The following is a 26367-nucleotide window of genomic DNA, read 5'->3' as shown; positions in this document are numbered from 1 at the left end:
CCCTAAAAAAGTAGCAGAGAGCCACACTGGTAAATGAGCATCTATTGCTACTTTATCGAAATGTTGCTCTTCTTCTCTAGGGAACATGCGGAACGAGCTTTCAAAGAAGCCCAACTCAATTCTAATCAGTAGTGTGTTAGAGGTATGCCTCAGTACGTTTTTCGGGCCTTCCTGTTGCAACTGTAGCTATTTTAAATGAGAGGGCAAGGTGCAGCTGTATTATTTTCTCCCCCTGGAGCACTCAAAGATAAGCCATTTATAACCCTTTCGGCTTCTAGAGAAGATCTAATTGCGGAATACTATAAAGGCGAATTACCTAGCATAAAAAGCGCAGTGGGAAAACCAATAAACATCTGAGAAACATAAAGCCACTCTACATCTAAATACAGTTACCACCTATTTCTTCGCTGAATATTCTGTGTCACAGGATCATATGTACCACGGCCATAACTCCGCACAACAGCATTAGCTTTAACTGCAGCATTACCAGTGTTTTCTCGGATTTTGACTATTGCATCATCTGAGGCAACGACTAACCATCCATTAGAGCAGATGTCATCCATTTTGGGAGGTTGCCGGGAGATAGGACCATCTTTCCAATAGATGCTTTCAACCATTACATCACCTTTCTCATTTACCCATCGAAACGTTCCCTCATTCGAAACAGACCACCCCAAAGAAAAACCTATAGATGGATTTAACGCTAGCCACTCATTGCCTCCGTGATCAATGTGTGAACCTGTACCATAAATTACCAGCGATGGCTCATCAGTAGCAATGATTTCAGGGTAATCAATTGCAGACCAGTGCATCATGCTTGGAAATAAAGCAGTAGGTGACTTAGCATCTACATCACTATTCCAATCTGGATGACAGACTGTAGACATACGAATTTCCGTTGGCAAATCCCAATCTAACCAACTCCAAGTTGTTAGCTCACCAATAATTTGGCTCCCTGCTTCAATACTATCAACAAACTGCGTAAAACCCTGTTCAATGTCTCCCAACCATTCATCATAATTGTGGGGTATATCTCGATCTTTCGCGTTAGGTACAGCAATGCAATCAGGCCGAATCGTGGGTTCAAGCGCCAATAGCAATTCATCACTACGTTTGAAAATAGCTTGCAGAAGATCTATTCCCTGGTGAGGTATTCGTCCTGCATCCCACAATTCGCATACCACATAAGAGAGTGCAAGCTTTGCCACTTTAGGTCGCAACCTATGATAGGTCAGCTTGAGTCCAATCCCCTCCATCCAGTTTTTATAAGCTTCTTCCGCTTGCTTATTCCACTCACTCTCTGGAACCAGAGTTTTCATAAGTTCAGAAACCCTGTATGCCAAATTCTCAAATGGTACGTTTGACATATCAGCCACAAGCTTTACTTCAGCCATTAAAGGCCTAAGCAGCTCAACCGGATCATCAACATCAGGAAAAGTTTCCCCAGGACGGATGGCGGAAAAAGGAATAGCTTCCTTTCTATTATTTATTTCTGGCAACTCCAGTTCGTATACCAAGGGCAGATTTGATCGCTCTTTTGGAGGCAATCTACCTTTTATTTCTAGCCTATTAGACAAATCTAAGGCAGCCATTCTCACACTAAAGTCATCCGACGCACATAGTGAAGATATTTCATCTTCAAACTGAAGAAAAAACCCCTTGAAATCATCCGCCAAGCTACTTAACAAAGACAATATCTTTATCTGTGTCAGTCCAACTTTGTCTATTCTATTAGCCACTTGCCTCCGAACTTCTGGCCAATTATCTTCAAATTTAGACAAATCAACGATTGCCTGGTGAGCCATATCCCCTAACTCTGGAATTCCTACATCGAACATTTCGAATGCGAACTCAATTAGTAAGCTGGCATGAGCCTTCTCTTCAATGCCAGCTAACAGAGTCGGTGGCTTTTCGGCACTTTGTTTAAAATCGTCTAACTGGTATACGTGATCTTTGATTTCCTTCCAAATAGCCAGAACGTCTCTATCCTCGAAGAGGATGTCGGCTATCTCTTCCAAATTCCAAACTAAACTGCTCGGGTATCGAAATTCACCAATATAATCATCCACCAAGCATGAAATCGCTTTAGGTCGCCACTGTTTAGCATCTATTTCAACAAGTGCCTTAAATATCGACTGCCTAGAACCTCCATCCCAATGCAAATCCCAGCCTTTAGCGTCCGAGTTATCGAATAGACCTTCAAGCAAGCTGTTCGCCTTATCTACTTCACCGAGTGAAGACAGAGCGCCAGCAATAGAAGAAACAACATTATTATCAGGCTTAAATGGCTTTAATAACTTATGAAGCTCGTCCAATTGATGGAGGTTCATGCCCCCTAAAAATGGTTGAATCAAATTCACCCACCGAAAAAAATCGACAGACTCTATAGATCGAAGAAGCTGGAATAAGCTTTCAGCTGAGTTTACTTTCAACTGAACTTCTTCATCTGTAAGCTTTTCCCCTGTATTTAATGTCAGAGAGGGCTCATGAGTAACATGTTTTTCTTGAGGTGTAGAAATCGCCATAGATGCATAAGGACTATTGTCCAACCCAGCTTCCCTGACGCCAAGCGCTACCCCCTCTAACCACGAGTATCGATTTGAAGGTAATAGATGTGTTCTGATAGATGTGATTAGTTCTTCTATCTCCTCCGTCACGCCATCATTAGAAGATAGGCAACGGTGAGACACCAATTTTTTGGGCAGTTCAGAAGGGTTGTACTCTTCGAAAGGAATCAGTAGCTTTCTCACCGTCACCGATATTTCTTTAAAGGGGGGATCAGAGCTATCAAGTATTCCAGAGAGTAGCCCTGTTAGCCCCGGAGCATAGTGAAGTCCTTTATGGTCGAATAACCATCTCAATAGCTTTAAACCATATTGTGGATTCCAACTCGTGGCAATAGCGATTAGATCAAGCCCTGCCTCATGAGTGCCGCGACCATTTCCCGACTGTTCCAAATTTACTAAAGCCAAAGAGAATCGACATATTTCATCGTAAGCCAAATCAGGATATTGATTGACCAACCTACCCAGCCAAGATACCCAATGAGAGAACTGCCTATCTTTTCTATGATGTATTCCAAAAGACCCCATAAAGACCTTTGGCACCAGGTTGGTCGCTCGACCAGGCTCACCAATCTTTGACCAAATTATAGAAAGCTCATAGTACTCAGATATTTTGGAGTGAATTTCGTCGAAATCGGGTATCTCTTTTTCGATTTGATCGAGAACGTCAACTAAACCATCCCTGCCATCCCCTTCTTCATACAAAGTAAAAGCGATTTCTCTTCGCCAGCTAGTCGGCCAATATCGTCTATTCCAATCTTTTCTAAAAGCATCAGCCAAAGCCAAAATACAGTCATGCCCGTGCTGAGATGTAGCCCTTATTACGAAGTTAAAGTAATCTACAGCTGCTGATTCAAACTCATACCACCCAGTCCAATCTCTTGTTTGACTATACGGCTTACGTAACAAATCAAATGATGGCTTTATTTCTTGAACGATAAGACTTGGCAGTATCTTCTCTCCAGCCCAACCTCGCCCCCAAATGCTTGAAAACCTGACTAAAGCACGTTCAAATAAGACGTTTCCTGTGTATCTTTCGTCACTTTCTTTTGGAACCACCTTAACTGGGTCAACATCTTGACCTAACGCTGCCAGTAATCTATTAAGCCTAATTCTATCTGTGAACGGGCTTAAGTTCTTCCATTGGCCGTCAAGGCCATGCTTATACAGTTTTGGCTGTTCTAAGTTTTCAAACCACTTTTTAGTTTTCTCTAATCTTCCGTTGGTTCTGTAATCCAGCTCAGCAACCAAAAACCTTTCTGAAAACCCCAAATCATCGCCTTCATTTTCAGACCAATCAATAACTGTTTTGAATGCAGCGCCTATCAAAGCCGATGGATATTGGCTAATACATATCGAGAAGCATAAATCTAAGAGGCTATCAAAGTGCTCTTTTTTTTCTGACAAGAAAGAGAAAAGTTCATCTATTTTTCTTTCGGCTTTTGTTTCGTAAACACCATTGATCAGCCGCCTCATTAAGCGAGCGTGCAGGTCTTCATCATCGCTACTCCATAACCCCGCATCATCATCTTTATACTTCGTCTGATGTATAGTCGATACAATATCACCTAGCGGAATGAAATGATGAGCCACATCAGCCCATCGCTTCAAATCTTGAGATCCACCATGATGAGGATCAACTCTATCCCCACCCGACAAATAACTTAGCGGCTCGGCTGATTCAAACACTCTTTTAGCTTCACTAAAGAACCCGTTCTCAGCAAGAACTTTAGAAAACATGAGTGCTTCAGAATCGCTTACCCTGAGCAACTCCCCATCGAACATATAATTAAGCGCTGAACCTATCCCCTCAGATGAAAACAAGAGATTAAGTACATCGACCTCATTAAGGGCGTCCGCTCGCTCTCTGAGTTCACACTCAATTAAGATACACCTAACTACCGCAAGCGGATCATTTAGCTCCTTCGCTGATAATAGGACAGCATCAATGTCATCTGTCACACTCGAAATATTCCGAAGACTAAAGAACTGCTCTCTAAAATAATTTTGCGTCCCTGCATCAATGACAGCTTCCATCTGCTGAGAATTAAAAAGATGGTAAACAGCCTCCCATCGCATTGGATCGCTATCAGATGATTGAAGACAGCGCTCAGCCAATACCTTGTGATATTCTATATTTTTCGAATCATCAAAATTTCCAAATAGATTTCGGCTAGTTTTATCCAAAATAAACTGCCTAAAACTGTTATGGAAAAATCGCCAACTTACATCACTATCCTTCTTAAAGTAATGTGATGCACTCGATATAAACTCGCGAATGGTTGAGTGATCTGACCATTTATCAAGAACTTGAGTATTTAATGGCACTCTCAATCTTGATAACAACGCAAGCAAATCAACAAGGTTCTGGTTGCTCTCTATTTGCCTCCAATAAACCGAGTAACTTTGCTCAATATGCCCTTGGTAAAGAGGAAACTCATCAATAACTTCATCAAAACTCCTACCCGAACTGCCGGTGATAAATTGCAGCAAATAAACCAAAGACAGTGGGTGCCCCAACGATTTTTCGAAAATCTTCTTTTTATTATCATCTGTTAGTTCGGTACAACCTGGCCATTCGTTTATGGCCGCATAGACGTTTGACCGAGTTAGAGGGGATATGACAATGGTTCGGCCTTCATATCTGACATGCTCTTTTATCATGTCAGAGAGGTTGTCCAACTCTAACGTCTGACTCCCAAGAATAAATATCACGCCTTCAGGCACGGTGTTAGGAGGGGGTAAATCTGACAACAAGCTCTGTAGCGGATTTTGCTCTCGCTGGATGTGGTCTAAACCATCTACCATAACAATGGTGACTACGTCATCATTTTTCCATTTTTCGTGGGCTTGCTGAAGTTGCTCCCCTAACAACGACAGATATTCTTCTCTTGACCCAGCCTGCCCAGAACTTTCACCACGAAAACCGTGACTTCTTAGCGACAAGGTTATGTCATGAAGAAACGTAGTCGCTTCACCACGCCCTTGGTACGTGCTATCTGGAACATACGCATAATATCTAACTAACTTATATCCCGATTTATATTTTAAAGTATGGGTAAGCGTTGTTGACTTTCCCGAACCAGGACTTCCTAGCAATGCAACATAGCCTTGCTTGGTTTCTGACAAAACATCAGTTATTGAACTAACAGTTTCTTCAATTTCTTGATAAGTTCGATCGATAGGGAATTCGTGAACAAACTTATACTTAAATCTATGGGTCCATGCCAACCTATCCAACATATCATCTTTAGATAGCTCAATAATTCGACGCTCACCTCCAGCCATTTGCGTTAGGAGGATGTATATTTTTCCAATATCCTCTTGTTTTCTTGCTTGCCCCTGATTAGTTACAGGAATGTCGGCTGGCCGTTTATAGTTGAATTCAAGCTCACAACAACGAATAAATATTAAAAATTGATCATCGTTAAACCCAGATCTACGCTGTAGATCCAACAATGTCTCCTTCCAGCACGCGGCGGCATTATCAAGGCCTGTTGTGCACCATGATCTATCGAACCAGCACTCTTTTAAAAATGCTTGAAAGTGAGCATGTTGGGGTGGTGTTTCGCCCACAGGAATTTGGGCTTTAGGGTTTGAGCTAGGTACTAGTTTGTGAAGCAAATGGACCTTTACTATTCTTTCTTTGTAACGCTCATTTAGGTCTGTCCACCCTTCTGTAAGCTGTCTGAAAAGGCTAAGTTTTTCATCTCCCTTTTTTGTAGTACTATCTCTTACAAAATCGGCATAACTTATTGCTTCAGTATATTCCGCCCACTTCACCTGATACGCATCAAGCTTACCTGTAGTCGCTATAAGTATGTCATCCAAGCTTCCTGCATCTGGGTCAGCTACTCGAAACCACTCTAGACTTCCATCAAGCAAAGCTTCATATATTAGGCTTGCCGCTATTTCATACTGCGGCACATAACCTAACATTGCTGTACGCTCACCATCCCCGGAGTTAGTACCCATAACGGTTAATTAGCTCCTTTGGCTGTTTATCTTTGTTTTTCATGCTTATCAATTTGCAATTACCAATGCAGCTATTGCCGCAGCACTTAGTAGCAACAACCCAGTATTTGATTTCTTCTCGGTCTCTACAGCTATACCATTCTTTATCGCGTTATCGAACGTTTGCTCAATACTGGCCGTCACTTCTGCCATAGACACACCATAGCGCCTCGACAACTCAAAAAGCTGCTCCATGCTTAGCGAATAATCGCCTTTCTCTAACCTAGATAAGCTGGACGTCCCTAGGCTCAAGCCATCCACTGCTTCGCTCTGATTCAAACCAGCAGTTTTACGATAGTGAGCCAACACAGCCCCAACCACCTGATCAAACACAATTCCAGATTGCATGTTGAGAACACCGTAGAGTTAGTGATTCGCTAATTTAGCAATTTTAATATTTTATCAATTATGAGGAATTTTAATGTTACAGGTAGTTATTGTCTATATGGGGCTGTACAAGCACTGAGCTCTTATGTCCGATAGAGCGAGGGATGGCAAGCCAATGTTGATATCCAACACTTGGCGAAATGGCACAGTTAAGGAAGAGTCGTGGGATCAAATCGTCGGCAATTGGAAATTTGAAGTTCACGATATTGAGATAGTCACAGCACCGAGCTTAATACTTGCCAAAGCGAGAAGCTGTATCAACAGGGTTAAATACGACCTTTTTTAATACAACTAGGCATCCCCTCCTTTCCATCGAAAGGAGATCCATATAAGGATCGAAAACGAAAAAAAAGTGGGCAGTAGAGACGGTGAGAACGGATTCACAATGAAAGGAGCCCTGCCCAAACCTCCTCCCCTTTTTTATCGTCATAGTGGCATCTTTGAGAGCACACTATCTCCACACGTATCAGAATGCAGCTTCCCAGGCTCTATAAGTGAAAAATCAACACTAGCTGGAATGATCAGCTGAGTTCACTATATAGCTAGCGTTGCTGCAATCTTTTTACACTAACTTCTATCAGTTACCTTTTCCCATTCATCTTCATATCCGACTGAACGAAAATAGGTCATCAACGTAAAGAGCAATCCTGGGCACCCACCAATTACAAAATATAATCCCCAGCTATATCGACTAAAGCATTAACCAGCACCAAATACGGGAGCACAATAAGCAATTAAGGAAACCAGCCTTTCAGCACAGAAACTTAGAGAAATATAGGCGCGTAAATTTTCTTATTGGAATATATTAAGTTTTATTCAGTGTCACAGCTAAGTAGAATTGATAAATGTCTATCAGTATGGCGGGTTGCGATCAAGCAAATTTCTACGATCGCTGTCCTCTAGCAAAGATCCCGAAATTCCTGAAGAGTCCATACTTTCAACGAGAGAACCACAACGTGAATTAAGAATAGAGAAAAGGCGCTGACCCAAGGTGCTGCAACACCAGGGGCCAGCTAACCAAATTGATAGAACAAGTATCAAGATGGCTGTATGCATACTACGCTAGAAACCCGCTCGTCTTCAATAAAGTGGAGCACAATCAGCAGCTTGGAGCGATTCCCCAAGCTCTGGGGGCCTAGCGCCCACCTTTTCCTATTCTGCGCCCACCGTCCCCGCGCCCCACCCCATTCTTCCACCAAGAACCACTTACCAAGCTCCCCCACCAAGGAATGCCCATCCACAGCTAGAGTATCGGTAGGAAGAAAACATGTTGATCCTAAAGCGCCGTACAGGCGAAAACCTGAGAATTGGAACGAATGTCTCGATCACAGTGTTGGAAGTGAAGGGAAATCAAGTAAAGATAGGCATCCGCGCCCCCAAATCCCTCCCCGTCCATCGTGAAGAGATCTATGTGCGTATCGAGAGAGAACGAAAAATAAGCAACGGAAGGCGTTGAGGAAAGGTTCTCCAAGGAAGGAAGCTCCACCTCAATAAAGTCGCTATTAATAGCTAGTTATCTTCGAGGTATAGGGCAGTGAACTTACATAGCCCTCTTTACAACTACAAAAATTCACCTCTCCACAGAAAGGTAAAAGTCAACACAAATTCGATCGAACAAGCAGTATAACTAGTTCGCAGAAGACTGTGGTCGTTTTTTAACCTATTCTTCTTCATCACTACGATCTATTAAGTTTTCCGGTGAGCCCAAAGTGCTATCTTTTTCAAGCTCTTCCTTAATATCTTCAGGAAGTGGCTTGAACAACTCTTTTGCCCTCTCTTCGGCTTTCTTTTTTGCCTGTTCGTATCTTTCTTTATCGTTCATAAGTCTCTTACCAGATAATGTGGATTGCCTTTCTTTGAACCAACCAATTTAAACCCACCATGAGACATATAGTACTTTATGAGTTTGTCATTCATAGGCTCCATGATGCGAATTTTCTTTGCACCAATTAGATCCCCATAAATTTCATACGCCAATAGAGAAATACTGAACATTTCACCGGCGTATGGACAATTCTTAGGCGCTCTCTCTATAAAATCTAAACGCATTTCGGTGCCCTTGAATGTAGGGCGACCAAGGGACATTGAACATAGAGTATTTCCTAACCAAACTGACATATCGAATGACTTCGGGTAGAAAATCTTATAGCTCCGGGAAAATTCCCAATCCCATGAAACCTTTCGTTCAGCAGTATCCTTCCAAGCCTGGAAAGCATTTAAGGTTTTGTGGTCTATACCTTCAACATTCAGAACGCCCTTCAGGTTTCCGGGCAGGCTTTCTTTTGCTATATCTCTTGCTTGCGCTCGAAATACATCATACCGCTCTAACGTTTCCTTATGTGACGGCTGCATGTTTCCTCCTTAAATATGCTTACTGAGATTAATGATAATCATTCAGCTTTAGGTAACCAACTCTAGCTGGTCACCAGCACTTTCGTGTTTAAGATCTGAGTTATTAGCAATACCAAATGGAATATGCACCATAGGTATATCACCAGTATCTGACTTAAGGTGACTTCTTTGGTCATCAAAAAACATGTGAGGTTTAAGCCTGGTTAATATCCTCTCTTTTACCATCCCACCTAAAAAGAACATTTCATTAGCACTTACCCCCCAATCTTCAAGAGTTGTAATGACCCTTTCATGAGCAGGTGCATTTCGGGCAGTTACAATCGCAGTCCTAAGTATACGCTTATAGTTTCGGTCTCTTTCAACCTCTTTATCCTCTAATTCTTGTAGAGAGGATAACTTTTTAAATAGATCTGCCAGCGGCCCCGGTTGATGAGGAATTGCAGACTTTTTTACTTCATATTCATGAAACTCTGGTAAGTCCCCATCTTTGAATATGGCTTCCGCCTCATCATCAGCAATCACACCATCAAAATCGAATGCGATTCTTAACTCATCATCACCATCATCGTTTACAATCTTACTAGGTAATACAACACCAGCAGGGAATCCTGCATCTATTGCATTTTGGACATCCACTTCATTTGCTGAAAGAAAGAGTGATGCATTAAACGCTGGAACATACTCATAAGGAGACTTCCCTTCGACAAAAGCTGCCCTAGAAATATCAAGCTCATAGTGTTTAATAGAGCGGAATACTCTTTTGCCTGTGGTAGCAGAATTCCTCGATAATAAAACCACTTCAACCGGGACCTCATCCTTAAATCGCTGATTTACCTGAAGGAACCGTCGGATAAATGGAAAAGCAACACCTTTTTTAAGAACATTATTCAGATTCGCTTCTTGAAATTCTTTGTAGGCTTTTGGGCCTTGATTTTCGAAAACGGCATTTGATTCTGACAGGTCAAACAATGCACTCGATGATACTGCTATCACAAGCTTACTTTCGATTGGATATGGCATCAACTATCCTTCAGGTTGATTAGGCGTCCTGCGCAGCCACCGCAGAAGCGGTACCATGCAACCATGGACATCCACTAATAAAAGTATAAACCGGCAAGATTCATAATTGAACAGGGAAATAGCACAGAAAATAAAGATGCATTAAGAAATATAAACCAAACAAATTATTTAAAATAATTTAATTAGCCTGTATTTATCTTTCTATATTCTGTGTGTACTCAACAAATCTGGACACCCACCAAATAGAGTTGTGGTCCGACCAATCATGGACATTAATAAGTGAAAGCCTGATATAGATGGGTAATGATAACGCGAATGACCATTTGAGCCTAGCGCCCGCCTTTTCCTATTCTGCACCCACCGCCCCCGCGCCCCACCCCACTCTTCCACCAAGTATCACTTACCAAGCTTCCCCACCAAGGAATGCCCACCCACAGTTTGAGTATCGGTAGGAAGAAAACATGTTGATCCTAAAGCGCCGTACAGGCGAAAACCTAAGAATTGGAACGAATGTCTCGATCACAGTGTTGGAAGTGAAGGGAAATCAAGTAAAGATAGGCATCCGCGCCCCTAAATCCCTCCCCGTCCATCGGGAAGAGATCTATGTGCGCATTAAAAAAGAACACAAAGTAGGCAATTGAGAGTGTTGAGGGAAGGCTCACCAAGGAGGGAGGCTCCAGACGATCCTCCTTCCTTTAGTTAACAAATCTAGCTCTTTGCTGAGCCGTAACCAAATAGTTAGGCTTGAGTTTTGCCACTGCTTGCTCGGTCAAGCAACATTGAAGGCAATACATCAGCGCAATAACTTGTTAGAGCTAAAGTGGTTCCCTGCTGAAATTGGTAATTTGTTGACCAAAAACTTCTATTGCTTGATTTTCTAAACGTTCCTTGAGGCCAATAACTTCTAGATAATCATTCCCAGCATCTGCCACTTCATCCTCATCTTCAGATGTTTCACAAATAGACTTTAAACGCTCAGCTTCATGAGTTATTGCTTCAAGTATTATCCGAGTTTCCCAATCACATAGTGATGAGTTCATTTCTTTTATATGTGTCATAACGCAATCTGCTTTTTGAATACCTTCTGACATTTCAATGCCAGTTTTGAAAGTAGCCCCTTGAATTCATCGAGGGGCATATTTGCTGTTGGAGCGATACTATTATGCCTATCAAAAGAGAACAAAAAGTAGGCACTGAAAGGCAGTGGGAGCAGATTCACAATAGAGGGGCCCCACCCAAACCTCCTACCCTTTATCATCATAATGGTATCTCTGAGGGCACACTATCTCAAAGATAGCCAATGTCGCAGCTCTATAGTTACCTTCATATGTATCAGAAAGCAGCCCCCTCTATAAGTGAAAAACCAACACTAGCTGGGACGATCAACTGAGTTCAAGACATAGTTAGCGTTACTGCAGTCTGTATACTCTAATTTTATCAGTTACCTTTTCCCATTCATCTTCATAACCAGCTGAAAGAAAATAGGTCATCAGTGTAAAGAGTAATCCCGGACACCAACCAATTAAAAAGTATAATCCCCAACCCTATCGACTAAAAAGTTAACCAGCACCAAATGATGCAATTTGTAACGCCTTGAGTAATTGACCAGAAATTTTTGTCGGCTGTTCGGTATGGCGATTAACAAAGACATGCGTCATAGAGCCATGCGCACATGCATTTTCTTGATTTTCTTTAAAAATCGCGACACCATATTCCACCGAAGAATTGCCTATTCTATTAACCCTAAAAGCACCAAGGATTTTTTCAGGGTAAGAAATACCGGCCAAATAATTACAATCAGATTTGACTATGTAACCAATGTTCTCACTGGCTTTAATATCTAATTCAGCCTTATTAATCAAAAAGCTGTTCACAATGGTGTCAAAATAGGAATAGTAAACTACATTATTTACATGCCCATACACATCATTATCCATCCATCTGGTAGTTAACTCTTCAAAATAAAAATAATCTGTACGTAACACAGCCAGCTTACTCACAAAGCCTCCTCATAAGCAGCCTGATAAATCAGGAGTGCATCATCATGAGACAGCGGTTTCGGATTATTGATTAGTAAGCGAGTTTGTAGCATTGCATCAGTGGCGAGCATCTCTAAATGGTGCTCGCCAATATCTAATTGCTTTAAGGTCCGGGGTAATTTTAATCGTTCAATTAGCCGCTCAATAAAGGCAATGAGATCAGAACACACTTTTTGATCTGATTGAGACGTATTTATGTGTTCACAAATATATGGCGCCAATTCACTATAGAGCTTGGCTGTATCACTCTGATTAAAGCGCATTACATGTGGTAATACTAACGAGTTGCCCAATCCATGAGGTACATGAAAATGCCCCCCTAATGGGTAAGCTAGAGCATGTACAGCGGCAACTGGTGCATTGGCAAAAGCCTGACCTGCAAGGCAGGCACCCAATAACATATTTTGTCTTGCTTCTATGTCCTCGCCATGATGTGTGGCCTGTTCTATATTTCTTGATAGCAATAACAACGCCTGCTTAGCTAGCATATCTGAATAGGCATTTTTTTTATGCTTAGACGTATATGCCTCTATGGCATGCACCATAGCATCAATGCCAGTTGCAGCAGTCACATGAGCTGGTAAACCTAGAGTTAATTGTGCATCTAATAAGGCAACATCTGGTAATAATTGTTTAGCGACGATGCCATCTTTGGTGGTTTCCCCTGTTGTTAAAACCGCGATGGGTGTTACTTCTGAACCGGTGCCAGCAGTGGTAGGTATTAAAACCAAAGGTACGCGACCTCCTTGAACTCGTTCAAGCCCATATAGCTGTTCTAGAGGTTGGTGAGAATCCATCATTACAGCAACAACTTTAGCGGTATCCATTGAACTGCCACCACCAAATCCAATTACACCATCAACATTATGCTGCTTTGCTAAGGCTACTGCCGACAATACGATCTGCTCTTTAGGATCAGCACTAACTCCATCAAAGATAATGGTCGCGAATTTACTATGTAATTGCTCCTTCAGTTTCTCAACCAAACCACAATTTACAATACCTTGATCAGTGACCACTAACAACTTAGTTATATTTAGTTGGTCACATATCTCACTAATTTTATTTAACCCGCCAGGGCCGTTTATAATCGATTTTGTAGTATTAAACTCAAAACTTAACATAGGATTGCCACCGCCTTAATTATTATGTGTTACAGTTTCGTTTGGCTATAGTTCCATTTCAAATCCTAGGGAACTTCTGATTAGCTCAAAGTGAATTTGGTGCTAATCAGTTGTCAGTCAAGACTACGATAAATGAATCACCAAGTCACCAAGTCACCAATGTAGATACGCCGATTAAAGGGCTACTCAATAGTATTGCGAAATAAAGATGCACGTTGATACTGATCGTATTATTGGGCTTAGTGAATAGCCGGTTTGGCTGAATAGGTCCCATGCAAAGCCTTATAACGCAAACTCCCGACTGCAAGTCTACCTGGATGTATTCAAAATGTGCCGCAAGAGGCCTATGTTCTTTACTCTTGCTCCAATAGTACCCTTTATAGTAACGGTATTTCATTTATTCTAGAAATATTACCTCAAGCAGAGATATGAGATTTATAAGATTCTCTGACGTATCTAGATCATTTGGCAGCTAAACCTCTCTCCAGCCCCTCATCCAGTGTGAGCACGCTCAACGTATCTGGTAATGACGCACGAGATTGGGCACGGGCCAGCGATAAATCCAAGGCTTCAATGCCATATAGACTAGGCCGTTAACCGAAGTTTATACCTAACTTTCTTCTCCTTCGCGCTACTCCACCATTGGGGAACTCAGGCCAAAGGCGCTTTTCAAACGATATATTGAAGTTCACAGAGCCGAAAGACGATCCTGCAAATTTAGCAAATTGTGAGCGTAAAAAAGAACCAGAAGTAGACACTGAAAGGTGGTAAGAACAAACTCTTTAAGAAAGGAAACTCCAGCCGAGTCTTGTCTATAGAAGATAAAATTGTATTAGACGGCAAGATACAGATATCGCACAAACACCCAAGTCAGTAACTGCATTGTTTACCGGCTGATGCATTGACCGGTTATGCCCTTTTAACCTAAAGGGATGAAGTCGATTGGGATTTTAGACAGCTCATTGTGTAAATCTTGATCGATTTTACCAGTCTGATTTCTGCCATTCCACAATCTATTCAGATGGGGTATGGTATGTAATATTCTACCTAAAATCTTCATCGTCGATTAAACCATCATTTTGTATTTGGTTTGCAAATAGCTCAATGTGCTCTTTAATCTTGTCGAGTGCCATTTGCATCAATGGTCACTCTGTGGATTCTCTTTTGCGTTAACAGAGAAAATTACTCAACACTAAAAAAAATATTGCCTTGCATCAAAGACCATAAGAGTGAGTGTCTATCTAAGTATAATTTCATACTGCACTGCGATCTAGTGATTGATAGAAGTGCATAAAGGCTCCTGAAGGACACGTCGCAAATTTTATAAGTTTGTATTTCGACGAAATTTCACCGTTTTCAAATAAGCGTTTTCCTTCGCCAACAACTATTGGAAAGGTCCAAAGTCTAAGCTCATCTACCAAGTTATGCTTAAGAAGTAACTGCACTAATTGCCAACTACCGTGTACCTGTAACAGGGGCCCATCCATTTCTTTAATTTTGGCGATCTCTACAGCTGCATTAGAGCCCTTTAGTTTGAATGAATTATTCCATGCTAGGTCATCAGTACCTGATGTTACCACGTATTTTTTTGCCATATTTAGTTTGTCTGCTGCTGGATTATCAGGTTCGGCACTGGCAAAATTTGAGGCAAATAAATTATATGTATTACGCCCTAATAGCAGGTCATACGGTTCCTTCATTGCCTCCTTTGAAACCTGTTCCATAACGTCATCCCAACAATCTTTTGCCCAACCACCATGACGGAAGCCGCCTGAAAAATCTTCCTCGGGTATACTGGGTGCTTGCATTACACCGTCAAGAGTTTGAAATATCAATATGGCTAAATTTCTCATTGGCTGATTCTCTCGAGGGGTAAATCCTTTATGGCATCTTATGCAGGCTTACCCGTGGAAATAAAAATCTTCAAACGTTGTATAAAACGCCTCTTAATAACAATCTCAAACAAGCAGGAACGTAATAAGCTCCCACTAGACATAGCTCGAACTGTCTTGTAGGCCTCTGGCCCGAGTGGCTATAATCACATCTTTGGCACTTTTTCAATCTTTGTAAATCTGGGTCCATATAATCCCAAGGTTCGCCGCTACTTTCATATACGATCATCGTAGGGTTGAATTGCTCCAAATCATGAAGACTTCCGGCATGGACAAATTCTAACCACGGCATACCACTGTTTTCTGCATAATTATGCGAACCGCAACGAGGACAAAAACCCCTCCTTGCTGCATTTCTACTATCCGCCTGCTTCTCATGAAACGCAAGATCACCGTTTATGATTAAATTCCGCGAGGAACAGCAATATCGGCAATGTGCCCTGCGGCACTAACTTTCTGGCAATCTGTACATTGGCCATGCCCCGCCATTACAGGCTCTTCGGAGCAATTATAACTAATAAAACGGTACAAACACTCTCCGGATATTTTGGGCATGAATTTCTACCATTACTTACGAAATTAAAGTCACTAGTCTACCATTTCATTTTTTATGTATAAGTGTGTGTATGAGCCCTGACGATCAACTTATCCGTTCCGATTGCCCTATCTTGAATGGACTGGATGTATTTGGCGATAAATGGACGCTAGTTATTCTAAGAGACTTGCTATGTGGTAAAGAAACCTATAGCGAATGGAATACTTGCCATACATTAATAATAAATGGATTAGCAAAATAAACTGAATACCAATACCCGATGACACCCGCCACCCAAATTAGGTGATCATTTAATCAGAAGGCGAAATCACAAATTTCAAATCTGATGCAGACGATATTTTAGTATTTAGACTGGAGAGTAGTCAGTCATGGTCCACTTTAAGTTAATTACCCCCTAAAACCTGTCGGTCGCTTAGATACGTTGATGCAGCGAAAACTTTCGTAGTATCTGTTTGATAGATGGTACATAACTGTAAGATTTTTTAGACCTTAGGCAAAGTATGGGCTACTTCATTCATTACTTTAAAGGTTGAATCATGCAGAAAACTATTACGATTATTGGCGCCACAGGTCATTTAGGTCGTCAGGTAGCACGAAAACTGGATCAAAAAGGTGTAAAGGTAACTGCGATCGTGAGGGACGTAATTAGCGCTCGCACTAACCTCCCAGAGAGTATCCAGCTTGTCGAAGCAGATGTCTCGGACAAAGAGAGCTTGGTCTCGGCATTGGTTGGTACCAAAACGCTTTATATTACCCTGAATACTACGTCACTTGACCCTAGCTTACCCTTTCACACTGAACGTGAAGGAGTGATTAATATCGTTGAGGCTGCAAAGGTTACTGGTGTGCAGCACATTATGCAGATTGCGGGTATTGATTATCTACACCCGGAATTAGCAGACAAGGGCCTAGAGTATGAGACCAATATAATCCGTAAACCAGGTATAGAGGCCATTAAAAATTCTGGCATTGATTACACTTTCTTCTTCTGTTCGTTCTTCCTAGATACTTTTCCTACATTCATTGAGAACGATCAATTTGCTATCATCGGTAATCATGTTCACCCTATCTATTACACCAATACAACAGATCTGGCAGAGATGATCGGTAATGCTATCGGGAATGAGATGGCTTACAACCAGAGTTTTTCGGTTCAGGGTACTGAGGGGATGTCTTTGCCTGAAGCAGCCAAGATGTTTGTCGAGGGCTATTCTCCGGGAACAGAAATTGTCCTTCACCCTATCGCCGCCATTGCAGAAATGGGACTGCCCGAAGAACAGGCAGTATTCATGGAGCATATGCTGACTTACGTGGAACAGCTAAAGGAGCAACCATTAAGTCAAAAAACTTGGCAGGTGTTAGGTAAACCAGAAACAACTATCACAGATTTTGCCCGAGATCTGTCAAACGCTTCATAGCGACTGATCCTTGTTCAGTATTGCGTCCTCTGTGCTCAGCCACTTCATCAAATCAGTGGCTGCGGGACCCAGTGGACGCTTACTGGACCAGATAATATCTACACCATGTGACAGCTCTTTCTCCTGCTCAAATACTAGGGGAAGCTGTATCAGTTTTTTCGCCGCTATCCCCTTCGCAACCACGTGTAGTGGCAATACTGCCCAGCCCAAATTGGCCTCGACAAGGTCAAGTGCATCATCAACCCGTGACACACTCCACACGTCGGGAGACACCAGCCAGCGAGTTTGGCTGGATATCTCAAACTCCTGCAATAAGATTTGTCGGTATTGTTTCAGGTCTTCCCAGGTAACTTCAGTGAGTCTCGCAATCGGATGATCAACGCAGGCGATGCCTGTAAGCTTCAGTTGGCCCAGGGCTCTGAAATCGCATCCAGCGGGCACTTCATCCAGTTGTGTGATAATCCCGAGTTGGGCTATATCCCCTTCAACCCAGGTCTGTACATCCTGAACACTTCCCGCTCTGAGCGTAATTTGAACATTCGGATATTTGGTCTCAAACTCTTGAAAGAGTCCACCCAGGTTTTTAATACGAACATGCTGGGCAATAGCCAACGTCAACCGGGCCTCGACATCCAGAGACAACCCCTGTGCGATCGCCATCAATCGCTCACGCTGCTCGATAAGATTCCGTGCGCGTTCCAGCAGTGACTCACCAGCGTCCGTCAATCGCGGGTATCGTTGACTTCGATCAAATAGATTGACTCCCAAGTCAACCTCAAGGTTCGATACCAGTGAGCTGATTACCGACTGTGCCTTTCCACATTTACGTGCAGCCGCTGAGAACGAGCCAGCCTGCTCAGTAGCTACAAATGCTTCCAGTTGTTCAATAGAAACTGCCATTCATTCAATCTATCTATTTAACGTATGGTATCTAACTTTTTCCATCTAACTTAACTATATATCATTCAAGCACATTTTCTCAAGCAGAGTGAGTATGGTTGATGACTTATTCATTGAAGAATCGTTTAGTACAAGCAATTTCCTACGAGTTTTTTCTGCTGCTCACGGGTGGCCTACTAGTGGTTCCAATATTTGATTTGGAGGTACACCAGTCGCTCGCAATTGCTGTTGGACTATCACTATTTGCGTTGGTCTGGAATATGATTTTCAATCACGCCTTTGACTGGTACTTATTGAATATACGTAAAAACCCAGAAAAGACATTTATCGTTAGAGCCATACATGCGTTATTGTTTGAGGGGGGTATGTTGGTACTGACGTTGCCAGTAATCGCCTGGAGCTTTAATCTGACTATCCTAGAAGCATTTATGCTTGAGATAGTCATGGTGATTTACATCGTGATATATACCTATGTATTCAACTATTGGTTCGATAGACTGCATAGCTCGTTTCGAGTTACTGCACACAAACGTTAAAGGTCTGCTCCACAGTCTATTTTAGGTCAGATGTAGGCACCAATTAAAATACACTACGTCAAAAGCAAGTGCCTATTTATCTGTAATTTTTCCTTTTCTTGTTATATTTTATACCAGTTAATAAAAAAATAATGATAATCCTGGCTCCCCATTTCTGCCAGACTCAGAGTAATTGAGCCAAAGCAACATCCACCCAAGAGGGAGAGTTGCCACCACGAATCGAATTAAGAGAACAAATATATTGACTTGATACTTGGCATAACTTCCGTTTGATTTACAAAACATGGCAAACGTACAAAGGATTGCAAATAACTTGGTTTATATAAAAAATACCGAAAATTTGAAATTATTACCTCTATCACAACTCACCTAAAAATATAACCCAAGCATGGACCCGCCGAAGGTCGAGTACACCCGCCTTTTAAAAATCATACTCAGGAATTGAACCCTAAGCTCTTCTCATTTTTTATGGTTTGGATTTTGGAGAATGGGTATTTTCATTCCAAGATACACGCACTCAGCGCCACATGAGGGACACAAACCATTGAATTATCTGTTAGATCTCACTTGAGTGCTTGCAAACATTCATAACAAACGAATTTATGAGTACTCATAATTCTCTACTATTGATACATAACGTTCATATTTGCGGTGGCTGAACACTCCGACTTCGATAGCGACGCACAATATAGGCTTGTTAATTGATTTAACAACCACCATCACCACTCCCTCCATCTCCACCACTAAAGCCACCAGAATCACCACCTCCGGAGTCACCAGCAAAGCCAGAGCGCTGAGTCACTCCAAACTTCACAATAAACCATAGCAAACTGGATATTAAAAAAGCTGCAAATACAAACGGGGCAAAAGTAGAATTAAGCGGCTTCTTGGAAGCAAGATCAATCAAATACCACGATCCAACTAAGCCGATTAGATTAATGAGGAATGATTTCATCTACTCTCCATGGATCATTTGACGTGGTTATATAGACCTTTTGTTATGAAATGTAGTTTGAGGTACTATGGCGTGACCACCCAAAAATGAAGCTTAGTAACAAAAGACACTAAGATAAATTTGTTGTGTTCTGCTAGCATATTACCACCAATATTCCGTTACCCACGTTTTTTGCGGACCGAACAAAATCGGTAAACTGAACTAGGTAGTTACTAATATCTATTTAGGGGTAATCAGCTTCATATACACCTAAGTGCCGCAAAGTGTGTGAATCATAACGCTGCATAATCGCTGACGACTCACATTCGTCTAAATACATTGCAAGCTCACTGATAGCTTCAGGTGAGTGAGCTTCACAATGTTCACACACATCTTCACATTGCCTGCCGGTATTTAGAAATGATGCATTTTCATCTTGGGTTATCAGATAACTGATGCAGCCCCAAGACCTATCAAGTGATAGCGGCGTAACAGACTCATCTATTCCATCTACATAGCTCTTACCTTGACCGGTCTCTCGATATTGTTCCTTCGTGATCTGATAAAGAGTCGCTCTTAAACCCATACTTGTAATTTACCTAAGGCACATAACTGTTAACTCAAAATTAACATCTATTTATCATGCTTCCTTATAATTCGAAAGCCCGTCAGCTTAACGACACAAAAAGTCAGCAGCTTGGAGCAATTTTCCAGGCTCCGATTGCCTAGAATTCGACTCTTTTATTCTACACATCGCTACCCTCTATCCTTTTACCTGGCATCAATGACCAAGCTTCCACACCAAGGAATGTTCACTCACAGCTTGAATGCCTTTAGTAAAGAAATATGTTGACTATAATACGTCGAATCGGCGAAAACTTAAGAATCGGAGCGTATGTCTCAGTCAAATTGACAGAAGTGAAGGAAAATCAAATAAAGAGATTCATCCATGCCCCCCAAATCCCTCTCCATCCGCCGTGAAGAGATCTATGTGCATATCAAAAGAGATACAAAATAGACTTTGAGAGTAAACTCAATAAGGACGAAGACTCCGGCTAAGCCAGCTCTATAGAAGTCATAATTTCGTTTGGCAGTAAGATACAGTTATCGCACTAACGCTACCGTAATACCCCGAAAGACACTCATCGGTTTGAGGTCCTGCACAACTTTGCTGCCCTTTCGCTAATGAGCTTTTTACAATTCACTTTCGTTTCCAAATATCGAAATCGCAGTTGCTGGCAACTGCGAAGTAATCTCCACACCACGAAAACCCAAAAGCTTCAATAAAATCAGTTCTTAGCTTTATGCAGCCATCTTGGAACCTCTCAGATAAAGGGGCAGCAGTTGGGTCGCAAAAGTACAAATCATGTTGTGGCCAATTAGGAGAATAACATATCAAAGATTCTCCAATACATGTACTATTGGGAAGTCCTCCACCATTTTGACCGGCAATCAAGATACGTTCCTCAGATAACTCTCCTATCCCCTCACAAAATATTCCCGAATCATCAATTCCTACAAATTCTTCATAATCTCGAGCTACTTTTTCAGCCGAGTCACAGTTAACAAGCGATCTACCAGAGGTTGATACGATAAGTGCTAAATTACTTTTTTCCTTAGAGAAGCCGAAGCCAATAAAGCCCCTAATCGCGATACCACCTACACGCTCCCATCCCTCTGGACAATCCGAGTTTTGGATTTTTGCCAAGAGGTTTATAAGCCTCTTTCGGTTTTCTTCAAGGTATCCAGGCATACTCATAAATTATAATGACCCCGTAATAGACATGTACTTGTGAACAACCTAATTGTCACGTTTGTTAAATGCTTACTTAGTTGCACTGCTTAACACCCAAAATCCGATGGGCCAAACTGCTAACAAAGAGTAAGTGATCAGGTTGGCATTACGCACCTTAATCTTGACACTTACTGAGGGTAGCGTTTTGTTTAGCTTTTGCGAAATAAAATACTCTGACCACCATGACGCAAAGAAGAAAGGGATCAATAATATCAATCCTGCAGCTGGGATCATCCAGTTTAGGTCTTCCTCATATGGTATTAGCCATGGCGCCTGCCAAGTAACCGCTAGTATTTTACCCATGAGTGAATCAATTCCGTAGACTCCACCGCCACCAGTAACTAGTTGAATCAAAACAAGAAGAAGCCAAGCAAGAGGAATACCTATAATTGTTGAAGCTACATTAGAAATACTTACTGTTTTCAAAGATTGGACGAGAGGAAGCGTCATGCCCTTTGATATATAAAGTGTTTCTATGGCTATGATCGGTACAAGCGAAACCAGAAATGTTGGCATAGCCAAAAATAACATCGGTACACCAGCATTAGCGTAGGCTATACCGGGAGCAAGTAGGGCTAAAAAAGCTAATAAGATTTTGCTTGATTTATGCACACTTCCCTCTTGGCATTTAACTGGTAATTCAAAAGCAGCATCTATATATCATGCTTCTCCCTAATTCCAAAGCTCATCAACCTGATCACACAAAAAGATACAGTGGATCAAGAAGCCTTCTGTAACGGGTATACATATTTAAGGAAAGATTTTGATAGAAGCCTGAACAAGGATCTGCTGGTCTAAACATTAATCATCAAGCAGGTAAATATTGTTTCAGCAAAGCTTATGCAGGAAGCTATCGATCGAGCTTCGGAGAAAAAGCAATGCACTTACCGGGAAGATTCTTTTCGAGTCACTTCGTGATAATACTAGCGGACAGGTGTTTTACTTTGAAAGTTTTGGTGGTGATCAAAATCATTTAGACGGGTGAAGTTGTTTTCCAAAAACGACCCGGTTAGGGCTTCAAAAGTACAAAGAGAAATCGATTTGTCTGACTTCAGAAAGAAGCTAGCAAGTTAATAACAAGCTTGGGGTTTAAGGTGCCGGGTAGCTAGTGCAATCCCCGAGCGTATACATTACTGCATGCCCTTCTCAACCGGCGCTTCTGCTACCGTAGGCCAGACCAGTCCCGCCCTTGTTACTACGAGCAGCAGTACAAAAGACATCTCCAATGCGAGGAAAACGCCAATAGGGTGATTGGGTACGCCGCGTAACAACAGGTAGAGCAAATAGCTCATGGCAAGCAGATTACCCACAAGCGTAACGTTAAGGCCGTAACCACGTTCTTGCCAGAGTGGTTTGCAGAGCAGGAAGTTCAACACCGCGGTGCCGGCAAGCATCATGCCGGGCAACATCAACAGCAAGCGACGGGATAAACCCATTCCGTCGCTGGTTACTAGTGGCCAAACGGCTGTAAAGTGACCTTGAGCTCCGAGGGTGAGGAACAGCCCCAGAATTACTGCGCCGATGGCAGCAAGCCGATACAGTGCATTGCGTTGCAAAGCGCGTGTTGACCTAGAAACCGACATCGCGCTCCCCTACGGTGGCCAGGCCACATTCGTAAGCGAACACGACCGCCTGTGCACGATCGCGTAACCCCAGTTTGGAGAGCAAGCTGGAAACGTGGGTTTTCACAGTGGCGGGGCCAATAAACAGAGCCTCGGCAATCTCGGCATTGCTCTTGCCAGCGGCGATGGCCTCCAGTACCTCACGCTCGCGAGTAGTGAGGCGTTCCAGGCGTTCTGACAGGTTGCGCCCTGCCCCCAATTTCTGTGCGAACTGGCTGATCAGGCGTTGAGTGATGCCCGGTGCAAGCATGGCACCGCCCTCTGCTACGGTGCGTACTGCCTGCACCAGTGCCTCCGGGGGAATATCCTTGAGCACAAAGCCACTGGCCCCTGCCCTCAACGCACGAAACACGTATTCATCGGGATCGAACGTAGTCAAAATAATGACACGGCAAGTTGCATCACTAGCTTCCAGGATGCGTGCCGTGGCTTCCAGCCCGTCCATCTCCGGCATGCGGATATCCATCAGGATGATATCCGGCTGATGCGCTCGTGCGGCTTCAACTGCCTCAATGCCGGTACCCGCCTCGGCGACCACCTCAATATCGGGCTCATTGTTCAGGATCAGCGCAAAACCACACCGTACCAAAGCCTGGTCATCCACCACCATCACTCGCAACATTATGTTTTCACCATTCCTATGGGTAGTTGTGCATATACCTCAAAACCACCACCATCTACTGCGCTGGCATACAGATGGCCGCCGAGCAATTCCGCGCGCTCGCGCATGCCTGCAATGCCGTGCCCACCGCCAGGCTGCTCGTCAATAGTTGCTTCCACCATGGGCCGGTCGCCAGTGGTGTTGCCATCATCGGCTACACGAATCACTAGAGTCTCATGGTCTACGCGCAGGCTCACTTGAACCCGCGCAGCAGCTCCAACGTGCTTGATGACATTAGTGAGAGATTCCTGAACGATACGATAGGCGGTGAGAGCGACGCTGGTCGGTACATTTTCCAGCATGCCGTGGGTTTCGTAGTCGACCTCGGTTAACACCTGCCGGACCTTTTCAATCAGAGCCGGTAAATCATTGAGACCCGGTTGCGGCGTGAGCGCGGCGTCGCTACTGGCCGGGCGCAGTACGCCAAGTAAATGGCGCATTTCTGTCATGGCCTGACGGCCAGCAGCCTCCACCGAAGCCATGGCCTCACTGGCGGCTTGCGGGTTATTGCGGCTGATGGCCCTGGCGGCACCGGCTTGCACGGTCATAAGGCTCACCTGATGCGCCACCACATCATGCATCTCGCGGGCGATTCGTGTGCGCTCGGCCGCTACCGCACGCTCAGATTCGGCATTGCGTTCACGCTCCAAATACTCAGCTCTCTCTTCCAGTAAACGGAGATATTCGCCGCGAAAACGCAGCCGGCGACCGATATACCACAACGCCCATACCAGCATCACCGTTACTGTGCCTGCCGCAGTTGGTTGAACCGGAATACCCTGATCAATCGCCACAAAAACCAGCGTTGCGATAACTCCGATAAAACTAGCCCGGGTGTTGGCCTCGTAGCGGCCAAGGCTATACAGCGAAACCGCCATGGCAACGATGCCATCCGCCGGTAAACCCAGTTCCAGCAATATTGTTGCGCCGAGAATAACGGCCTGTACCTGCCAGGGGTGTGTGCGACGCCACAACAGAGCGAAGGAGCCAACGAACGCACACTGGAAAGCAATAACATCCCCCAGATTTTGCATGGCCAGCACTTCCCGCGCCTCGTCGCGCGACCACATCAGTAGCGTCAGCAAAAACATGAGCAAGGCGATGAGCAGATCAGTCAGGTGCGGCCAGCGTTCGAATGGCCCGCGGAAGGGCTGCCACACCGGAAGCTTGGGTAGTTCCGAGCTGGTGTTGAGCGGATTCGACGCAGGTGTATTTAGGGACGAGGATTTCATTTCCGCATGCTAAACCAGGCGCAACCAGCTGTCATGGGGCTTTCGGGGGAGGCGGGAGCAGTCGCATCTCCACCTTTTGGGGGAGGTCAGATTCCTGCCTGTGGCCGATGTGCGTGTGCCTGGAAAAACCGAACATGCTCGGCAGGCACATTCAGCCCAAGCACGCACCATAAACGCCTGGAGAAACCCCATGAACGACGCTGTACTCAGCCAAACACTGCCGCGACCATTCGACACCCGGCGGGCCGTTTACCTGTCGGTAAAAACCTGGTTCTGCATCGCAACCATCGGCCATGCGATCTTCTTTGCCTATATCCTGGCCGTCTTCTACCCACCCATTGCCGAATCGGGGGTGCACGGCTTGAAAGGACTGCACCTTCCGGCAGGCTTCCGCGAGGGAGATACACTGGGTAATCTCGCTTCGGTGAGTCACGTGCTATTGGCCGCAATTGTAATCGGCGGTGGGCCCCTGCAGCTGATCCCTTCGGTGCGACGGCATGCCCCCAACTTCCATCGCTGGTTGGGACGCAGCTATCTGCTGACTGCCGTCATCGCCAGTATTGCGGGGCTCTACATGACCTGGACGCGGCACACTATTGGTAATTTAGTGTCGCAAATCAGCATCACCATGGATGGCATACTAATTTTGGCGTTTGCCTTTCTGGCGGTGCGTACCGCGATGACCAGACGCTTTGCTGAGCACCGTCGCTGGGCCTTACGCCTATTTATGGCTGCCAGTGCGGTGTGGTTCTTCCGCGTGGCCTTGATGGGCTGGGCAATGCTCACCGGCGGCTGGGGGGTCAACTGGGAATCTTTTACCGGGCCATTCCTGTATGCACTGGGCTTCGGTCAATACCTGCTCCCGCTGGCCATGCTGGAATGGTATTTTCACTGTCAAAAGCGTGGAACCGCACAAGGTACTCAGATTGCTTTTGTCAGTACCCTGATACCTTTGACTGTGTTTATGGCCATTGGTATTTTTGCCGCTACGATGGGAATGTGGTTGCCACGGATCTAAGCTCATATAGCCAAATTATCGTGAATGAAGCTCTTCCTTTAGTTTGGCTGTAGAAGTCCAGGGTTCGTGAATCTAGCTGTTGCAGAGATACTCAAGCTACTGACTGCACTGCGAGAGCTAAACAAAACACTATGAGCCAGCTAACTAAATGGAAGTAGAGACTTACTACTAAAAACTCGCGGAGATCTCCTTATCATCCACAGTATAAGAAAGCAGCTTCAACCACCTTGTACCACAGCAAAAAAAACTGTAAGGATTGGTAGCTTAAAAGCTTGAAAAGGTAGCAACGTCAATTTTTATACT

The 26367-nt window shown here is 43.7% G+C and carries 24 protein-coding genes and 1 pseudogene; 7 read left to right on the top strand and 18 right to left on the bottom strand.

The features are described from left to right. Positions 1 to 389: 389 nt before the first annotated feature. Entirely contained in the window at positions 390 to 6539 is a 6150-nt protein-coding gene (locus ACJJIJ_RS06090; RefSeq protein WP_444938935.1) for an NACHT domain-containing protein, read from the bottom strand. A gap of 48 nt (positions 6540 to 6587) precedes the next feature. Then, a complete protein-coding gene (locus ACJJIJ_RS06085) occupies positions 6588 to 6926 on the bottom strand; it encodes a helix-turn-helix domain-containing protein (protein ID WP_444938934.1) in 339 nt (112 codons plus the stop codon). Between the two features lie 124 nt (positions 6927 to 7050). Between ACJJIJ_RS06085 and ACJJIJ_RS06080 the strand changes: the two genes are divergently transcribed. Both ACJJIJ_RS06080 and csrA (ACJJIJ_RS06075) read left to right on the top strand, forming a co-directional pair. Next, entirely contained in the window at positions 7051 to 7251 is a 201-nt protein-coding gene (locus tag ACJJIJ_RS06080) for a hypothetical protein (RefSeq protein ID WP_444938933.1), read from the top strand. Positions 7252 to 8232: 981 nt separating this feature from the next. Continuing rightward, positions 8233 to 8421 carry a carbon storage regulator CsrA gene (csrA, locus tag ACJJIJ_RS06075; protein WP_282932586.1) on the top strand — a complete coding sequence of 63 codons (189 nt, stop codon included), beginning with the start codon at positions 8233 to 8235 and terminating at the stop codon, positions 8419 to 8421. A 204-nt stretch (positions 8422 to 8625) separates the two neighbouring features. Here csrA (ACJJIJ_RS06075) and ACJJIJ_RS06070 read toward each other — a convergent pair whose 3' ends face one another. From ACJJIJ_RS06070 to ACJJIJ_RS06060, 3 genes are read right to left on the bottom strand one after another with little or no spacing between them, the layout of a single operon-like run. Beyond that, entirely contained in the window at positions 8626 to 8787 is a 162-nt protein-coding gene (locus ACJJIJ_RS06070; RefSeq protein ID WP_157954055.1) for a hypothetical protein, read from the bottom strand. After that, entirely contained in the window at positions 8784 to 9317 is a 534-nt protein-coding gene (locus tag ACJJIJ_RS06065) for a hypothetical protein (RefSeq protein WP_108733461.1), read from the bottom strand. The genes ACJJIJ_RS06070 and ACJJIJ_RS06065 overlap by 4 nt, the downstream gene beginning before the upstream one ends. A gap of 48 nt (positions 9318 to 9365) precedes the next feature. After that, positions 9366 to 10337 (bottom strand): 5'-nucleotidase, encoded by a 972-nt coding sequence (locus ACJJIJ_RS06060; protein ID WP_444901483.1) that lies wholly within the window; start codon positions 10335 to 10337, stop codon positions 9366 to 9368. A gap of 461 nt (positions 10338 to 10798) precedes the next feature. Between ACJJIJ_RS06060 and csrA (ACJJIJ_RS06055) the strand changes: the two genes are divergently transcribed. Then, complete coding sequence (gene csrA / locus ACJJIJ_RS06055) at positions 10799 to 10978, top strand: carbon storage regulator CsrA (protein ID WP_299587153.1); 180 nt, start codon at positions 10799 to 10801, stop codon at positions 10976 to 10978. Positions 10979 to 11152: 174 nt separating this feature from the next. On the opposite strand, the gene ACJJIJ_RS06050 is transcribed toward csrA (ACJJIJ_RS06055), so the two are convergent. The 5 genes and pseudogenes from ACJJIJ_RS06050 to ACJJIJ_RS06030 all read right to left on the bottom strand — a co-directional run bounded on the left by ACJJIJ_RS06050 (position 11153) and on the right by ACJJIJ_RS06030 (position 15947). Further along, positions 11153 to 11428 carry a hypothetical protein gene (locus ACJJIJ_RS06050; RefSeq protein ID WP_444938932.1) on the bottom strand — a complete coding sequence of 92 codons (276 nt, stop codon included), beginning with the start codon at positions 11426 to 11428 and terminating at the stop codon, positions 11153 to 11155. 468 nt (positions 11429 to 11896) lie between these two features. Next, a complete protein-coding gene (locus tag ACJJIJ_RS06045; protein WP_444938931.1) occupies positions 11897 to 12337 on the bottom strand; it encodes an acyl-CoA thioesterase in 441 nt (146 codons plus the stop codon). Further along, a complete protein-coding gene (locus ACJJIJ_RS06040) occupies positions 12334 to 13500 on the bottom strand; it encodes an iron-containing alcohol dehydrogenase (protein WP_444938930.1) in 1167 nt (388 codons plus the stop codon). The genes ACJJIJ_RS06045 and ACJJIJ_RS06040 overlap by 4 nt, the downstream gene beginning before the upstream one ends. 1253 nt (positions 13501 to 14753) lie before the next feature. After that, positions 14754 to 15353: a dihydrofolate reductase family protein gene (locus tag ACJJIJ_RS06035; RefSeq protein WP_444938929.1), complete on the bottom strand. Its 600-nt coding sequence runs from the start codon at positions 15351 to 15353 to the stop codon at positions 14754 to 14756. A gap of 70 nt (positions 15354 to 15423) precedes the next feature. Next, a pseudogene (locus ACJJIJ_RS06030) lies at positions 15424 to 15947 on the bottom strand (GFA family protein). Positions 15948 to 16484: 537 nt separating this feature from the next. Here ACJJIJ_RS06030 and ACJJIJ_RS06025 point away from each other — a divergent pair. Further along, positions 16485 to 17366, top strand: coding sequence for an SDR family oxidoreductase (locus ACJJIJ_RS06025; protein ID WP_444938928.1), 882 nt, complete (start codon positions 16485 to 16487; stop codon positions 17364 to 17366). Here the strand turns inward: ACJJIJ_RS06025 and ACJJIJ_RS06020 are convergent. Further along, positions 17361 to 18266 carry a LysR family transcriptional regulator gene (locus ACJJIJ_RS06020; RefSeq protein WP_444938927.1) on the bottom strand — a complete coding sequence of 302 codons (906 nt, stop codon included), beginning with the start codon at positions 18264 to 18266 and terminating at the stop codon, positions 17361 to 17363. The genes ACJJIJ_RS06025 and ACJJIJ_RS06020 overlap by 6 nt on opposite strands. Positions 18267 to 18379: 113 nt before the next feature. On the opposite strand from ACJJIJ_RS06020, the gene ACJJIJ_RS06015 reads away from it, so the two are divergent. Next, a complete protein-coding gene (locus tag ACJJIJ_RS06015) occupies positions 18380 to 18802 on the top strand; it encodes a PACE efflux transporter (protein ID WP_444924895.1) in 423 nt (140 codons plus the stop codon). A 706-nt stretch (positions 18803 to 19508) separates the two neighbouring features. Here ACJJIJ_RS06015 and ACJJIJ_RS06010 read toward each other — a convergent pair. Beyond that, entirely contained in the window at positions 19509 to 19757 is a 249-nt protein-coding gene (locus tag ACJJIJ_RS06010; RefSeq protein ID WP_444938926.1) for a hypothetical protein, read from the bottom strand. A gap of 223 nt (positions 19758 to 19980) precedes the next feature. Further along, the gene (locus tag ACJJIJ_RS06005; protein WP_444938925.1) at positions 19981 to 20322 is read right to left on the bottom strand and encodes a DUF1877 family protein; all 342 of its coding nucleotides are present in this window, start codon (positions 20320 to 20322) and stop codon (positions 19981 to 19983) included. Between the two features lie 260 nt (positions 20323 to 20582). On the opposite strand from ACJJIJ_RS06005, the gene ACJJIJ_RS06000 reads away from it, so the two are divergent. Next, complete coding sequence (locus ACJJIJ_RS06000) at positions 20583 to 20717, top strand: carbon storage regulator (protein ID WP_444938924.1); 135 nt, start codon at positions 20583 to 20585, stop codon at positions 20715 to 20717. 220 nt (positions 20718 to 20937) lie between these two features. On the opposite strand, the gene ACJJIJ_RS05995 is transcribed toward ACJJIJ_RS06000, so the two are convergent. The 5 genes from ACJJIJ_RS05995 to ACJJIJ_RS05975 form a co-directional block, all read right to left on the bottom strand. Continuing rightward, on the bottom strand, positions 20938 to 21495 hold the full coding sequence (locus ACJJIJ_RS05995) for a hypothetical protein (RefSeq protein WP_444938923.1): 558 nt from the start codon (positions 21493 to 21495) through the stop codon (positions 20938 to 20940). Between the two features lie 66 nt (positions 21496 to 21561). After that, positions 21562 to 22143, bottom strand: a complete 582-nt coding sequence (locus tag ACJJIJ_RS05990; RefSeq protein WP_444938922.1) for a hypothetical protein — start codon at positions 22141 to 22143, stop codon at positions 21562 to 21564. Between the two features lie 518 nt (positions 22144 to 22661). Further along, complete coding sequence (locus tag ACJJIJ_RS05985; protein WP_444938921.1) at positions 22662 to 23114, bottom strand: hypothetical protein; 453 nt, start codon at positions 23112 to 23114, stop codon at positions 22662 to 22664. Beyond that, positions 23101 to 23775, bottom strand: coding sequence for a response regulator (locus ACJJIJ_RS05980; RefSeq protein WP_444888822.1), 675 nt, complete (start codon positions 23773 to 23775; stop codon positions 23101 to 23103). Before ACJJIJ_RS05980 ends, ACJJIJ_RS05985 begins: the two co-directional genes overlap by 14 nt. After that, positions 23775 to 25046, bottom strand: a complete 1272-nt coding sequence (locus ACJJIJ_RS05975) for a sensor histidine kinase (RefSeq protein WP_444938920.1) — start codon at positions 25044 to 25046, stop codon at positions 23775 to 23777. Before ACJJIJ_RS05975 ends, ACJJIJ_RS05980 begins: the two co-directional genes overlap by 1 nt. A gap of 190 nt (positions 25047 to 25236) precedes the next feature. Between ACJJIJ_RS05975 and ACJJIJ_RS05970 the strand changes: the two genes are divergently transcribed. Beyond that, entirely contained in the window at positions 25237 to 26064 is an 828-nt protein-coding gene (locus tag ACJJIJ_RS05970) for a DUF2306 domain-containing protein (RefSeq protein WP_444938919.1), read from the top strand. Positions 26065 to 26367: the final 303 nt, after the last annotated feature.

The sequence above is a fragment of the Microbulbifer mixtoriginis (SeqCode) genome, assembly GCF_052467945.1.
Note: the sequence above shows the minus strand (reverse complement) of the source record. Positions and strands in the feature narration are given on the sequence as shown.